The sequence below is a fragment of the Treponema vincentii genome (assembly GCF_018336815.1).
Taxonomy (GTDB): domain Bacteria; phylum Spirochaetota; class Spirochaetia; order Treponematales; family Treponemataceae; genus Treponema.
In genome coordinates, this window is the sequence record NZ_CP050497.1 from 31,536 (window position 1) to 45,028 (window position 13,493).

Sequence of the window (13,493 nt, forward strand, 5' to 3'; positions counted from 1 at the left end):
ACCGGTCAATTTCGGTCATGCAAAAGTACCGGCCATTAAATCTCTGCCTTATATATTCGTTTTAACGAAAGCGTTTTTTTTGTTTCCGATGATACCTTTGCGATGATACCGCAGAATAGTGCTTCTCCGCTTTCCGGTATGTCGAAGGTTTGCGGGGTAAGCGTGAGGCTTCGGGCTACGGCAGCCTCAATAGAGCTGCCGATGATCGAATGGTATGCTCCTATCATGCCTGCATCGGTAATATAGCCGGTACCTCCTGCGAGGATACGCTCATCGGCTGTTTGCGTATGGGTATGGGAGCCGAATATACAGGAGACACGCCCGTCAAGATAATACGCGAGCGCTTCTTTTTCCTGTACCGATTCCGCATGGAAATCAACCATAACTATTCCGTCAGCCTGTTCCGCTAATAAACGGTCAACCGTTTGGAAGGGGCAGTCAATTGGACGCATATTTTCTCGCCCTTGTATATTCAGCACCGTTAGCGTCCCTTGAGGTTTACGCACGGTGATGATACCGCTGCCCGGCGCAAGCGGGTAGTTTGCAGGGCGAAGTATCCGTGGTTCCTGTCCGAAACCGGCTCGCAAATCAAACCGCTCCATAGTGTGATTTCCGCCGGTAATAACATCGACCCCGGCAGCAAATAAACGCTCGGCTTGTTCCAATTCTATGCCGGAGCCTTTCGCCGCATTTTCTCCGTTTACAATTATAAAGTCCGGTTTTTCAGCTTTGAGCAGCTCCGGTATCACCTGTAGGGCAATATCGACGCCAAATGTTCCGCAAATATCGCCGCCGAAAAAAAGAGTCAGTTCACCACCCATTATGCCATCTACCGCTTAAAGATTTCGTACACTTTTTTGAGGGCAGCGGCGAGGGCGTCGATGTCTTCCTGCGTGTTGTAGATGCCGAGGCTTGCGCGGCAGCAGGAGTTGATACCCATGTACTCCATTAAAGGTTGAGTGCAGTGGTGCCCGCTCCTGACCATGACGCCTTGCTCATCCAGAATATATGCGGTGTCGTGCGAATGGACGTCTTTGACGTTAAAGGCGACCGTCGGCACCCGCCGCTGCGCATCAGTATAGTATGCTTCTACAAAGTCGAGGTTTTTTAAGGCGGCAATGAGCTTTTGGTGTAGGCTTTCTACATAGCGGTGTGTTTCTTCAAGCCCGAGTTTTTTCAAAAAGTCGATACTCAACTGTAAAGAATGAATTGCTGCGGTATCCAGCGTGCCGCCTTCGTACTTCGCGCCGCCCGCTTTAAATTCGCTTGTTTGTTCGCCGACAAATTCAATCATGCTGCCGCCGTAGAGGAAGGGTGGCATTTTTTCGATAAGCGCGCGCTTTGCATACAGCACCCCGGCGCCGAACTCCGCGTAGAGCTTGTGTCCCGAGAACGCAAGGAAGTCGCAATCCCACGCGGCAACGTCGTGCGGAAAGTGTGCAATGGACTGCGCCGCATCGATAACAGCGACGGCGCCGTGCTTATGCGCTTCCGTGATGATCTCCCGTACCGGAAATACAACGCCGGTGGTATTGACGGCGGCGGTTACCGCTACGATCTTGCTGCGGCTACCGAGTAGGGCTTTAAAACCCGCCATGTCGAAGTTGCCGTGCTCGTCAAGGTAGACATACCGAAGCGCGGCGCCGGTTTTCCGTGCAACAAACTGCCACGGGATAAGGTTTGCGTGATGGTTGGCAATCGAAATGATTATTTCATCGCCGGCATGGAGCTGCTCCAATCCGTAGCAGTACGCAATAATATTGAGCGATTCGGTTGCATTCTTGGTAAAAATGACCTCGCCGGAATCGTCGGTGCCGATAAAACTACTTACCGCAGTGCGGGCGGCTTCAATCAATGCGGAAGATTCCATCGCAAGGGTATGTGAACCGCGCCCTGCGTTCCCGTTGCTGCGGGTATAGTATGCCTGTACTCCGTCGAGCACTGTCTGCGGACGCTGCGCGGTTGCGGCAGCATCCAAATAGTGAATATTCCTGTTTTGTAGTAATGGAAAATATTTACTGTACATAATCTCTCTCCAAAACAAACACATCATTGTTTTAAACCGCAACGCAGCTTGTCTGCGTTGTCAGCTTTGAAAACGGTGTTAGGTGCCATTATTTATGATGCCCGATAAACTTATCTCCATTAAAATGAATCATATGTGTCGGGTTATCTGCAATCCATGCTTCTGTTTCCCATGCAATTTCTTGTGCGTAGTGTATAAATGTTTTCTTATCCGGAAATGCTGAGATATACACTTTATCCGCAATCACATTTGCAAATAGATTTTCAAGTTCAATGTATCGCTTGCTGTCAACTGGTCCGTGCGATGTTACAGATTCAACAAGTATCAACCATCTTTTATCTTCAATATATAAGATTACATCCGGCATTTTTCCATGCTGCTGCACATTAAATAAAAGATTGCCTGCAAGTTCTTGGTCGTAATATCCCCACTTTTCTCCGGTATCACCGACATAAATAAGCGTACTATTCGGTAAAAATCGCGGAGCCATCTGCTCAATTATATCTCGTATTAATTCGCTATGTTTACCGGGAGAAATTTGAATACTATGATTTTCTTTGATTTTTACGGAAACCATATTCATTTTCCGTTCATGTGCATATTGAGCAGAAAGAGTTGATTTCTTTTTTATAAAATCTGCAAGTAATGAATCATACAGATGTGTTTTATATGCTTTAATAACTTTGAGAGCTTCGGGGGAAATCTGATAAACAGCATTTGGACTGTTCACCGGGCGAGCAGGTTTGTCTGGGTTATACAGCACAATTCCAGCCTGTACCATCTGGTGCGTACTAAATCTTCGGAAGGTTTCACGAGTGTTTGGTGCATATTCCTTGTTGTAGTAGTCTTTCGCAAAAGTCATCATCGGTGTAATTCCAACAAGCGGACTTTCTGCATTTTCCCATTCTTTTTTCAGGAGTAACGTTTAAAAGCGAAAGCAAACAATAAGCTGTCCGCTCATTTTGTTGGGCTGATGGCATACCAAATTTTTTAAGAATATCTATAGCTTCGTCAAGTTTCAGTTTTATTTGTTCTTCGATTTTCATTTTGTTACAACCTGCAAAAGTTTATCAAAAAGTTTTTGATTCCATTCCTTATGAGTTCTTAAACCTTTTCCCAGTTTTTCTAGATCAGCGCTATTTGGATAGGGAAGATTGCGTAAATCTGTTGCATTAACTTGTGTATGACCGCTAAACAGGCGGAATTTCTCATCAATGTAGGTTGAATTAAGCCAGCAAACTAAACCATAAGCGACATTTTCTGGAAGAGATGTTTTATTTATATGGAAAACATTCAAGTGATTTTCAAAAGCGATACCGTTTTTTATAAAATCATCTGGAGTTATAATCGAAGCAACAACTCGTTTTTTTTCTTCCTTTGTAGAAAAACGTTTCACAAGAACATAAAAACCTTTGGAGAAAAGTTGTTTTTTCACATTTTCTGATTCAAAAATTGCATTCGGCTTTTTTGATTTCTGAGGCCATGCAAGACGATGATTTTTTAAATGAACAGAATACACAAGCGGGCTAGAATTTTCCGTGTAATCTTTAAGCAAAAGATTTTTCATTCTAAAGTCAACAATAGGCCCTGTTGAAACTTTTATACCGAGGTTGTTAATACTTGAGTAATCCGTCAGATTTCTATTTTCAACCTTCTGTTTTATAGGAATATGAAAATATTTTTCATCGTCATTTTTATGTAAAATATGAGAGAAAGGAACTTCTAATGCAGATAAACCTATAAAAGTATCATCGTTGCAATAGGAAATTTTTACATTTCCTTGTTCAGCATTCTTTTGTAACATAATTATTATATTTTCTTGCAAAACAGATTCATCTTTAAATGCCTTATCACGGGATTCAAAAAGATGAATGTATTTAATAGCACAATTTTTTAAAATAAATTCTCTGAATGTTTTGTAATAAACTCCGTTACAAAAACTTCTCGGAACGATCGCAACGATATAGCCGCTATCTTCTGTAAGTGAAATTGCAGCACCCATAAACGCTGAATATAAATTTACTGTTTCAAGACCAAATGCACGAGCAGACTGTCGTTCTTTTGAATTTGTCTGAATTTTTTTATATGGAGGATTCATTATCACATGCGTATATGTCTCATTGATTTTCCATGTATATTCAAATGAGGTTTTTTCTAAAAAATCTTCCGAAAAGATTCTGTAATCCGATTTTTTTAAAGCTGAACTCGATAAGGCTATATTTTCATTTAAAGCAGGATAAATATTTTTATCAATATCATAAGCCGAAATGTGAATGCCGGGGGTATTCCAATTTTCTTTTGCAATTCGTTCCATAAAAGAACATGAAAGTATTCCTATACCTGCCCCGGGGTCAAGCAATTTGATTTTTTTATCAGTAACAGGGAATAAAGATGACATAAAATGGGCTATTTTATACGGAGTAAAATACTGTCCAAATTCTTCCTTATGATTTAAGGATGTTTTAATGGCGTGAACCTTTCGCTCTTTTTCAAGTATGTCTGCAACTGCTACCATAGTAAGTACTATACTATATTTTTGATTTTCAGACCATTCCCTATGGAAGAAGCTGCCGTAAGGCAGTCCACACATCAGATATTAGACCTATTCTGAAACTTTCGTTTTCGAATAGGTCGACGAGTTCTCGCATCGCACCGGAGTTTCGCCGTGTTGCGTCTCAAATGGTCGTCCAACCTCACTTATTCTGCGACTTTTACCTATTTCCGATGCGGTTGCCCTATATTCGCTGTCCTCGTTTTTTCCGGAACGGTACCGGATGCCGTCGTTTTATCCGCTTGCGCCTGAATCTGCGTTGATAGGCGCGCATCAAATTCTGCGTTCAGCCGGTCCCGTATTGCCTCATCAGGAATACTGTTAAAGACGGGGCGGAATGCAGCGTCGATAATCAGCTTTTTGGCGCTGAGTTCGTCGAAGCCGCGGGTCATTAAATAGTAGAGTTTTTCTTTATCGATGGCGGCAAAGCTCGCGGCATGCTCTCCGATAACGTCATCCTCATCGCAGAAGATGGTCGGGATGCTCGTACCGACGGCATTTTTATCAAGCATGATACTGTTATCCGCAAAGCGGGCGACGGAGGCGGAGCAGCCCTTATTCAAGAAAATATTGCCGCGGAAAACCTTATGCGCCTCGTTTTTCAGCGCGCCGCGGGCTTTTATCTCCGATAGCGTGCTCTTGCCGTTGATAATCAGATTATGTTCAAGATCCATCCGGCGCGTTTTATCGACAAAGTACAGCGGGAAGATATACACTTCCGCCCAATCTTCCTGCATATAGGAAGAATAGGAGATGCCGTTTTTTTGCGAACCGAGCTGTATGTCGTGAACGGTTACCCGTGCTCTTTTGCCGACATCCATCCGCACCGTTTCAAAATTGAGTGCGGTGTCTGCAAAGTTTTGAATTTTGATAATTTCGACTGCGGCATGTTTCCCGACACGAATACTGATAAGTCCGTTCCGGTATGATTGCAGCGCCGGAGTCTTTTCATCGGTGTCAAAGTACAGGATGAGCCGCGCCGCAGCGTTATCCGCTATGTCGATATAGCTCCGGTCAAACAGCACGTGATGGACGGCATCCATCGTAAACCGCACAAAGAAATCCTGCATTGCTTCGGGTCTGTTCTGAGCGTGATTAGTGCCGGAACTCGCGCCCGCGGTCTTGCAGCAATCAGCATTGCCCGAAGCTGCGGCCTTATCGTGTTCAGCTTTATCAGCTTCAATCTTGAGGTAAAAGCCGCTGTTCCGCTTTGTCTGCGCTTCGTCGGTAAACCGCTTTCCCAATCCGCAGTTTTTTTCACGCGGAGACTTTTCGGTATTGAATATTTTTGCAACCTGCTCCGCACTGCATGTTTTGAGGAAGTCTTCAATCGGCAGATACTGCGCGGTCTTAGATCCTGTATGAAAAAAGATACCGGAAAAAGGAGCCGTCGGTACATCCTGTATATGATAATCGAGCCGTTTAAAATAGTTGTCGTTTCTCATCAGCCTATCGTCCCCTCAAGCTCAATGGAAATAAGGTTATTCAGCTCGACGGCATATTCGAGCGGAAGCTCTTTGGAGATCGGTTCGACAAAGCCTTTGATAATCAAGGATTTAGCCGTCGCTTCGTCGAGACCGCGCTGCATGAGGTATAGAATCATCGAATCGCTGATGCGTCCGATTTTCGCTTCGTGTCCGATGTCGGCATCGTCGGTATGATTTTCGATAATCGGGATGGTGTCGGTGCGGGACTCGTTATCCAGCATGAGGGATTCGCATTCGGCGAGTGCCTTCGCGCCGGTTGCCTCTTTACCGATAACCAGCAAACCGCGGTAGTTTGATTCGCCGCCGTTTTTCGCGATAGAACGCGAGTGCATTTCGGACACGGTGTTCTTTCCGATATGTACAGTCTTGGTACCGGTGTCGAGACACTGCCCCGCGGAAGCGAAGGTAACGCCGGTAAACTCGGAGCGCGAGCGGTCTCCCTTCAAAATACTCATAGGATAGAGCATGGTAACACGCGAGCCGAACGAACCGGACACCCATTCGATAGCGCCGTCTTCTTCTACGATTGCCCGCTTGGTGTTCAGGTTGTAGAGGTTCCGCGACCAGTTTTCGATCGTGGAATAGCGCATGGTCGCCTTTTTACCGACATACAGCTCGACGGCGCCTGCGTGGAGCGCATTTTTATAGTACTTAGGTGCGCTGCATCCTTCGATAAAGTGCAGATAGGCGCCCTCATCGACGATGATGAGTGTGTGCTCAAACTGCCCTGACTGGTTCGCATTCAGTCTGAAATAGGATTGCAGCGGCAGCTCTACCTTGACGCCTTTGGGTACATACACAAACGAGCCGCCCGACCATACCGCACCGTGCAGCGCCGCAAATTTATGATCGTTCGGCTTTATCAGCTTCATAAAATGCTCGCGGACAAGATCACCGTATTGCAGCACCGCCGATTCCATATCGAGGTACACAACCCCTTGGTCTGCAAGGTTTTTCTGCAGGCTGTGATACACCACTTCCGAATCATACTGCGCGCCGACGCCTGCCAGCGAGGTTTGCTCCGCTTTGGGAATACCGAGCCGGTCAAAGGTCTGTTTTATCTCCTCCGGTACCTGATCCCAGTCGGTCGCCATCGGCTTTTCGTCCGAAACAATGTAGTGAATAATCTCTTGAATATTGAGGTCGGAAATATCGGCGCCCCAATCCGGCATCGGCCGTTCAAAAAAATACTGCAAAGATTGCAGTCTGAGGTCGAGCATCCACTTGGGTTCCAACTTGCGGGCGGAAATCTTTCGTACCACATCTTCATTCAGCCCCATACCGGTGGAATACTGATAATCGATTTTGTCCTTTATATCGTAAATGCCCCGCTCAATATCGGAAACAAATGTGCGCTTCCGCGTTTGAAACAGGGGCGAGCGGGAATCTCTAAAATCGTTACTCATAGCCGCTCCTACATCCCTGCGTAGCCATATTTTTGAATATGCTCTACCAGTTCGATGCCACCAGTCTTTACCAGTGATCCGTTAATCAACACGTGGACATAATCGGGCTTTAAGTAATCGAGTACCTTGCTGTGGTGAGTGATGATTAAGATGCCCATATCCGGCGTTTTGAGTTTTGCAACGCCCTCAAATACAATTCTGGTGGCATCGATATCCAGCCCTGAATCCGTTTCGTCCAGAATAGCGAGTTTGGGTTGGAGCACGGCGAGCTGTAATATTTCGTTCTTTTTCTTTTCGCCGCCGGAGAAGCCGACGTTCAAACTGCGGTCTGCGTACTCGGGATTGATACTGAGCGATTCCATCAGCCGGAGCAGCTCTTTGTGGAAGGTGAGCGCCGGTATTTTTTTACCGGTAACCGCTTCCTTTGCAGCGCGGAGAAATTCTTCGACCTTTAAGCCGGGGATTTCTTCAGGATTTTGGAAGGAAAGAAAGATACCTTTCCGCGCTCGCTCAAAAACAGGCAAATCGTTGATCAATTCTCCTTCAAAAAAAATCGAGCCTTGGTCAACTTGAAAGACGGGATTACCGACAATCGCAGCGGCAAGCGTGGATTTTCCGGCGCCATTCGGCCCCATCACGACATGTATTTCTCCCGCATTGACGGTCAGGTTTAAATTATGCAAAATCGGCTTTTCATTCACCGACAGATGTAAATTTTCTATATGTAATAGCGGTTTCATTCGCAACTCCTATACAAGTTTGCGGTGCGCAAACTTGGAGAAATAAAAGACGTACCATTGTACGGCTTTTATTTTACATTTTTCTGTGTGAAATGTATTAATAAAATATTATAACGAGATGCAAAATACGTTACAAGAGCGCGTTGAATCACGTTAAACAAGTTTTGAAACAAAACCTGTCCTTTACCGATGTACATGGACGTACATTGGTAGAGAGGTACAAGAATGTATATTTTTGACGAGGTGGTTGCAATCGGCTTTAATACCCTTTATTACGACGTAGAGCGTTCGTCAAAACTATACATCCGTGTATAGTTTTGACTGCAAGTTGTGGCTCTGCCACAACATTGCTCCTGTTCGGAACCACCGCCGTCCGTGGCGGTAGAGGACGGCGGGTATGAAACCCTCCGCACGAATAAAAGAATGTGAGAACAAATATTGATACATGAGTGAACTCAAAGCATTTGTAAAATCGCTTACAATACCTTTTTGTGATAGAACAATCATCTTGACAAATATAGGGTATAACCTATATAGTCAGAATTAGATATGGAAAGTAATTGGACGGTTGAATTCTATGAAACAAAAGCAGGTGAAAAACCAAGTTTAGATTTTATAAATACGCTTGAAGTCAAGCTTAAAGCTAAAGTATTCCGTGATTTAGAATTACTGGAAAATAAAGGAAATGAATTACGATTACCATATTCACAACATCTTGATGACGGTATATTTGAGTTAAGAACAATTCAAGGTAACAATATAGTAAGGTATTTGTATTTCTTTTTCATTGAAAAGAAGATAGTCATAACGCATGGTTTTCGAAAGAAAACTCAAAAAACACCACCTTCAGAAATACAACGGGCAAAAGATTATCGAACCGACTATTTGAATAGGAAGCTAGAAGCAGGAGGAAAGAAATGACATTAACAGAGGCATTAAAAGAACAAATGAACGATGAAACTTTCAGAAAGGAATATGAATCTCTTGAGCCGGAATATGAACTTATCAGTTCGTTAATTGATGCCAGGAAATTGTGTAATGTTACTCAAAAACAACTTTCCGATGCAACTGGAATTGCTCAAGCAGATATAAGCAAAATAGAAAATGGTTTCGGAAATCCGACAATAAAGATTTTGAAAAGGCTTGCAGACGGATTAGGAATGAATTTGAAGATAGAATTTGTTGCTAAAGCTAAAGTATCGATATAAATAAAGCACCCATTCCCCAGCCTCAAGGCTGGCATTGCCTTTGCGACAATGTAAGTTAAGCACTCGTTCAACGGGACGTCTTATAGCGAGGGAAAAAACAAACAAACGTAAGGAATTTTCGCAGGAAACTGTTTTGGGGTGACGATTTAGAAAAAATGAGGCTTGATAAATGATTGTTACAGATACATCGGTTTGGATTGATTATGTAAAGGGGATTGATGCACCTCATACCAATAATACACAATAATAGGAATTTTAATCCAATGGAATGAGTTTTAGGATGATTGTTAAAAATAAATGCCCGCTTGTCTAAACCCCGCAAATATGCTACATTCGTTTCGTTGTTTAAAAACGGACGATTAACTCAGTGGTAGAGTGCTACCTTCACACGGTAGAAGTCACTGGTTCAAACCCAGTATCGTCCAATCTTTTATCTTTTTCATTCATCACAATTCTACAATTCGGTATTATCCTACAAGCCGATGTTGATTTAATTAAACTTTTAAGATTTGAGCGGCTCCTTGGCGAAGCATCATATCCGCAAGCACAATCGCAACCATTGCATCGATAACGGGCATGACCCGCCGGTAGAGACAGACATCATGCCGTCCCGTAATCGCATAGGCTATACGTTCGCCGCTTGCGGTCTCCATTATCTGTTCTTGAGCGATTGAAGGCACCGGCTTTATGACCGCCTGAAACACAATATCTTTTCCATCGGAAATGCCTCCGGCAATTCCTCCGTGATAATTTTTATCGACGGCATTTGCCTCCGAACCGGCCATACGCGCCAGCTGAAAGCCTGCTCCGAATGCAATACCCTTCACGCTGCCGATGGAAAGCACCGCCTTTGCGAGTTCCGCTTCGAGCTTATCAAAGACCGGCTCACCGAGACCGGCGGGAACATTCCGCACCGTGCACTGCACAATAGCTCCGGCGGAATCGCCTGCCTGCTTAATCGCAGCAAGTTTACTGCTGATCTCCAGTGGGAGTTCGTCGGCTGCAGAAATCGGTTCGCAAGGGATGCCTGCAATTTCTATTGCTGAGGTTTCAATGGTGAGCGGGAGACTTGCAGACGCCGTATACTGTGCATGATACGGTGTCGAACAATGTGTCAACACTTTCTTTGCGATAACACCGGCAGCAATGCGTGCAGCGGCTTCACGCCCCGATGCGCGTCCGCCACCGCGCCAGTCGCGGCGGCGGTATTTTGCCTCGTAGGCAAAATCCGCATGACCGGGACGGTATATGTTTTTTAGCGCTTCGTAGTCATGCGGACGCGCATCGGCATTGCGCAGAAGCACCGCAATCGGAGTCCCAAGAGTTTTGCCTTCAAATACGCCGGAAAGGATTTCGGGTATATTCGATTCCCGCCGCGCGGTTTCAAAACTGCCTGACGGTCTTACCGTATTAAACGCAGCGGTAAAATCTTCCGAACCGAGCGGAATACCGGCGGGGCACCCGTCGACGACAACGCCGATTGCGGCTCCGTGGCTTTCACCGAATGTGGTAACTCTAAAAATCGTTCCAAATGTATTTCCCGCCATGACGGTATTTTACTTTAAATACTCATAGGACTCAAGCTCGTCGGCGGAATGATAGGGTCAAGATAAACCCCTGACGAACCTCTTGCATAAGATATCGGTTTCTGATATAGTAATTCCATTATCGGCGCCGTGCCCAAGTGGTAAGGGAGAGGTCTGCAAAACCTTCATTCATCAGTTCGATTCTGATCGGCGCCTTTTATTCACCCATTCGTTCAATTCGATAATCCAAACGCACAATTAAAATTCCGTACAATAATATCGCTGAATGCTTCTACCGCAGCTTCATCTATGTCGATTTCTTCAAGCGCCGTAGTGCACGATTCATACTGTTTGATAATACCTATCCGCTTTAGTGACTGTACACGGGGGTGCTTTGCCGTATCGTCTCCTGTGTATCGTAGATGTGCACATTGCGCCGTAACTGCGATAATATCTCGAGGATGAGAATACGGCTCCGATTTAAGCCTCATATATGGGGCGTCGGTTTCCGTTAAGAGGCGGCTGCTATCGAATGAAGCGGCCATTGCGCATACGGATTTCTGCCCGCGGAGTACCGCCTTGCCGAGTGAAAAATAGGCGTTGACACCTTTTTTGAGGAACGCCGCAGCCTCTTGCGGACTACCGCCCCAACCGTGAAAGATAACTGCCGGCAGCTTTTTTAACCGAGCTACCGAATCAAAGATGAGGGGCAGGGCTTTCCGGCAATGAATCACAGCCGGCAGCTGAAACTCCTGCGCCCATCGTAATTGCATATCCCATACTGTTTGCTGCATCGGCAAAAGCTGTTTATAATCATCATTAAAAAGATCGAATCCGCATTCTCCGATCGCTTGAATCTGCCGTGTTTCCAATAGGCGGTATAAAAACTCCGCCTCATCGGTTACGGGATTTTGCGGATGAATGCCGAAGGAAAAGAGTACCCGCCGACTCTCAGACAGTTGTAAAAGGCTGCGGTGCCGTTCGTATTCGGTATGATCGTGCGCCGAGCAGCAAAGCGATATCGACTGTGCAAATAGCTCACTTACAGTTCCGGTATCGTCCGAAGATATGCACGAATCAATATAATCTGCAGGATGGAGATGGGCGTCACTATACATACATAAACTTTTAAATGATATTAGAAAGAAATGTAAGCCCTCTTTTGCTTTTGGAAATATCGTACAGGCAACCGGACAGACGCAGGAAGAAGTCAAAAAATAGATATTAGAGAAAAGAGGTAATATCGTCATTCCCGATAAAATTGTGATAGTATCATGATAATAGGGAGATTGATATGAAATATGATTTTACGACAAAAGTAAACAGAGCCGGTTCAGGTTCGCGTAAATGGGATGCGATGTATCAGGTCAACCCGCACGTCGATTCGTCCGTTGTGCCGCTTTCGGTTGCCGATATGGAATTTAAGATGCCGCCGGAATTAACGGAAGAACTCAAGCACTATCTTGATAACGCCGTGCTGGGCTATACGGGGCCGACTGTTACATATAAAGAAGCGGTACAAAATTGGATGAAAGCGCGGCATAATTGGGTAATTGATCCTGATTGGATTGTCCCCACTGCGGGTGTTGTGCCTGCGATTTTTAATGCGGTTAGAGCTTTTACCGAACCGGGAGACGGCGTTATTCTGCTGTCGCCGGTGTATTATCCTTTTTTTAGGGCAATACGCTTGCAGGGACGGAATGTTGCAGCGTGTTCGTTGCAGGAAAACGGCGGCCGCTATACGATTGATTTTGAAGCACTTGAGCGGCTCGCTGCGGATTCGCGTAATAAGGCGCTGCTCTTTTGTTCACCTCATAATCCTGTCGGCAGAGTGTGGACAAAAGAAGAGCTGCATAAAATAGAAGAAATCCTGTTAAAAAATAATCTTTTGCTGTTTTCGGACGAAATTCATTTTGATATTGTAATGCCGGGGTATACGCACACCGTTTTCCAATCGTTAGGGGACGACCTTGCCGAGCGGACAATCACCTTTACCGCACCTTCCAAGACATTCAACATCGCCGGTTTGGGAATCAGCAATATCATCATTAAAAATGAGAATATGCGGGAAACTTTTGTAAAAGCCCAAGAGCTTGGGGCGGGAGCATTGTTCACGGCATTGAGCTATAAGGCCTGTGAAATTTGCTATACGCAGTGCGCGGCGTGGCTTGATGAATTTTTGTCCGTAATCGATGCCAATCAGCGTATTGTGCAGCAGTTTTTCCAAACGCACCATCCCGAAATTAAAGCGCCGCTCATCGAAGGCACGTATTTGCAATGGCTCGATTTTAGGGCGCTGGGAATGGAACACAAGGCTTTGGAAACGTTTATGACGCAGACGGCGCAAGTATTCCTAGATGAAGGATATATCTTCGGCGAAGAAGGCAGAGGTTTTGAACGGATTAACCTTGCAGCTCCCGCATCGATTATTACCGAGACCCTCGAACGGCTGAGTCGCGCATTGCGGAACTTGAAGACGAAATAAGTACCATAATGATCGAGAGGTTCTCTGTCGAAGTTATACCTTCGTTGGGAATCTCCTGTCTTAT

13 protein-coding genes and 2 tRNA genes are annotated in these 13,493 nt (G+C 45.2%); 5 read left to right on the forward strand and 10 right to left on the reverse strand.

What is annotated here, in order from left to right; translation table 11 throughout:
* Positions 1-35: 35 nt before the first annotated feature.
* The 8 genes from GWP40_RS00135 to sufC form a co-directional block, all read right to left on the reverse strand.
* Complete coding sequence (locus tag GWP40_RS00135) at positions 36-821, reverse strand: TIGR00282 family metallophosphoesterase (RefSeq protein WP_212565575.1); 786 nt, start codon at positions 819-821, stop codon at positions 36-38.
* Between the two features lie 8 nt (positions 822-829).
* Entirely contained in the window at positions 830-2,026 is a 1,197-nt protein-coding gene (locus GWP40_RS00140; protein WP_212565576.1) for a SufS family cysteine desulfurase, read from the reverse strand.
* A gap of 88 nt (positions 2,027-2,114) precedes the next feature.
* Entirely contained in the window at positions 2,115-2,891 is a 777-nt protein-coding gene (locus tag GWP40_RS00145; RefSeq protein WP_230974484.1) for a BsuBI/PstI family type II restriction endonuclease, read from the reverse strand.
* Complete coding sequence (locus GWP40_RS12410) at positions 2,836-3,072, reverse strand: hypothetical protein (protein ID WP_230974485.1); 237 nt, start codon at positions 3,070-3,072, stop codon at positions 2,836-2,838. The genes GWP40_RS00145 and GWP40_RS12410 overlap by 56 nt, the downstream gene beginning before the upstream one ends.
* On the reverse strand, positions 3,069-4,541 hold the full coding sequence (locus tag GWP40_RS00150; RefSeq protein WP_212565577.1) for an Eco57I restriction-modification methylase domain-containing protein: 1,473 nt from the start codon (positions 4,539-4,541) through the stop codon (positions 3,069-3,071). The genes GWP40_RS12410 and GWP40_RS00150 overlap by 4 nt, the downstream gene beginning before the upstream one ends.
* Positions 4,542-4,741: 200 nt before the next feature.
* A complete protein-coding gene (gene sufD, locus GWP40_RS00155; protein ID WP_212565578.1) occupies positions 4,742-6,022 on the reverse strand; it encodes a Fe-S cluster assembly protein SufD in 1,281 nt (426 codons plus the stop codon).
* Positions 6,022-7,470 carry a Fe-S cluster assembly protein SufB gene (sufB, locus tag GWP40_RS00160; RefSeq protein ID WP_206182866.1) on the reverse strand — a complete coding sequence of 483 codons (1,449 nt, stop codon included), beginning with the start codon at positions 7,468-7,470 and terminating at the stop codon, positions 6,022-6,024. Before sufB ends, sufD begins: the two co-directional genes overlap by 1 nt.
* Before the next feature lie 8 nt (positions 7,471-7,478).
* Positions 7,479-8,210 (reverse strand): Fe-S cluster assembly ATPase SufC, encoded by a 732-nt coding sequence (sufC, locus tag GWP40_RS00165; protein WP_212565579.1) that lies wholly within the window; start codon positions 8,208-8,210, stop codon positions 7,479-7,481.
* 549 nt (positions 8,211-8,759) lie between these two features.
* Between sufC and GWP40_RS00170 the strand changes: the two genes are divergently transcribed.
* From GWP40_RS00170 to GWP40_RS00180, 3 genes are all read left to right on the forward strand, one after another.
* Positions 8,760-9,131 carry a type II toxin-antitoxin system RelE/ParE family toxin gene (locus tag GWP40_RS00170; protein WP_212565580.1) on the forward strand — a complete coding sequence of 124 codons (372 nt, stop codon included), beginning with the start codon at positions 8,760-8,762 and terminating at the stop codon, positions 9,129-9,131.
* Complete coding sequence (locus tag GWP40_RS00175; protein ID WP_212565581.1) at positions 9,128-9,418, forward strand: helix-turn-helix domain-containing protein; 291 nt, start codon at positions 9,128-9,130, stop codon at positions 9,416-9,418. The genes GWP40_RS00170 and GWP40_RS00175 overlap by 4 nt, the downstream gene beginning before the upstream one ends.
* A gap of 353 nt (positions 9,419-9,771) precedes the next feature.
* Positions 9,772-9,843 (forward strand) — tRNA-Val (locus GWP40_RS00180).
* Positions 9,844-9,912: 69 nt separating this feature from the next.
* On the opposite strand, the gene aroC is transcribed toward GWP40_RS00180, so the two are convergent.
* Positions 9,913-10,965 (reverse strand): chorismate synthase, encoded by a 1,053-nt coding sequence (gene aroC, locus GWP40_RS00185; RefSeq protein WP_212565582.1) that lies wholly within the window; start codon positions 10,963-10,965, stop codon positions 9,913-9,915.
* Between the two features lie 123 nt (positions 10,966-11,088).
* Between aroC and GWP40_RS00190 the strand changes: the two genes are divergently transcribed.
* A tRNA-Cys gene (locus GWP40_RS00190) sits at positions 11,089-11,160 on the forward strand.
* Between the two features lie 17 nt (positions 11,161-11,177).
* Here the strand turns inward: GWP40_RS00190 and GWP40_RS00195 are convergent.
* Positions 11,178-12,062 carry a TatD family hydrolase gene (locus tag GWP40_RS00195; protein ID WP_212565583.1) on the reverse strand — a complete coding sequence of 295 codons (885 nt, stop codon included), beginning with the start codon at positions 12,060-12,062 and terminating at the stop codon, positions 11,178-11,180.
* A gap of 176 nt (positions 12,063-12,238) precedes the next feature.
* On the opposite strand from GWP40_RS00195, the gene GWP40_RS00200 reads away from it, so the two are divergent.
* Positions 12,239-13,429, forward strand: a complete 1,191-nt coding sequence (locus tag GWP40_RS00200) for a MalY/PatB family protein (protein ID WP_212565584.1) — start codon at positions 12,239-12,241, stop codon at positions 13,427-13,429.
* The last annotated feature ends 64 nt before the right edge of the window (positions 13,430-13,493 follow it).

What these genes read in the sequence shown, in the direction of transcription:
- GWP40_RS00135 (WP_212565575.1), bottom strand. Translation starts at nt 821, where the DNA reads ATGGGTGGTGAACTGACTCTTTTTTTCGGCGGCGATATTTGCGGAACA.
- GWP40_RS00140 (WP_212565576.1), bottom strand. Translation starts at nt 2,026, where the DNA reads ATGTACAGTAAATATTTTCCATTACTACAAAACAGGAATATTCACTAT.
- GWP40_RS00145 (WP_230974484.1), bottom strand. Translation starts at nt 2,891, where the DNA reads ATGATGACTTTTGCGAAAGACTACTACAACAAGGAATATGCACCAAAC.
- GWP40_RS12410 (WP_230974485.1), bottom strand. Translation starts at nt 3,072, where the DNA reads ATGAAAATCGAAGAACAAATAAAACTGAAACTTGACGAAGCTATAGAT.
- GWP40_RS00150 (WP_212565577.1), bottom strand. Translation starts at nt 4,541, where the DNA reads ATGGTAGCAGTTGCAGACATACTTGAAAAAGAGCGAAAGGTTCACGCC.
- sufD (WP_212565578.1), bottom strand. Translation starts at nt 6,022, where the DNA reads ATGAGAAACGACAACTATTTTAAACGGCTCGATTATCATATACAGGAT.
- sufB (WP_206182866.1), bottom strand. Translation starts at nt 7,470, where the DNA reads ATGAGTAACGATTTTAGAGATTCCCGCTCGCCCCTGTTTCAAACGCGG.
- sufC (WP_212565579.1), bottom strand. Translation starts at nt 8,210, where the DNA reads ATGAAACCGCTATTACATATAGAAAATTTACATCTGTCGGTGAATGAA.
- GWP40_RS00170 (WP_212565580.1), top strand. Translation starts at nt 8,760, where the DNA reads ATGGAAAGTAATTGGACGGTTGAATTCTATGAAACAAAAGCAGGTGAA.
- GWP40_RS00175 (WP_212565581.1), top strand. Translation starts at nt 9,128, where the DNA reads ATGACATTAACAGAGGCATTAAAAGAACAAATGAACGATGAAACTTTC.
- aroC (WP_212565582.1), bottom strand. Translation starts at nt 10,965, where the DNA reads ATGGCGGGAAATACATTTGGAACGATTTTTAGAGTTACCACATTCGGT.
- GWP40_RS00195 (WP_212565583.1), bottom strand. Translation starts at nt 12,062, where the DNA reads ATGTATAGTGACGCCCATCTCCATCCTGCAGATTATATTGATTCGTGC.
- GWP40_RS00200 (WP_212565584.1), top strand. Translation starts at nt 12,239, where the DNA reads ATGAAATATGATTTTACGACAAAAGTAAACAGAGCCGGTTCAGGTTCG.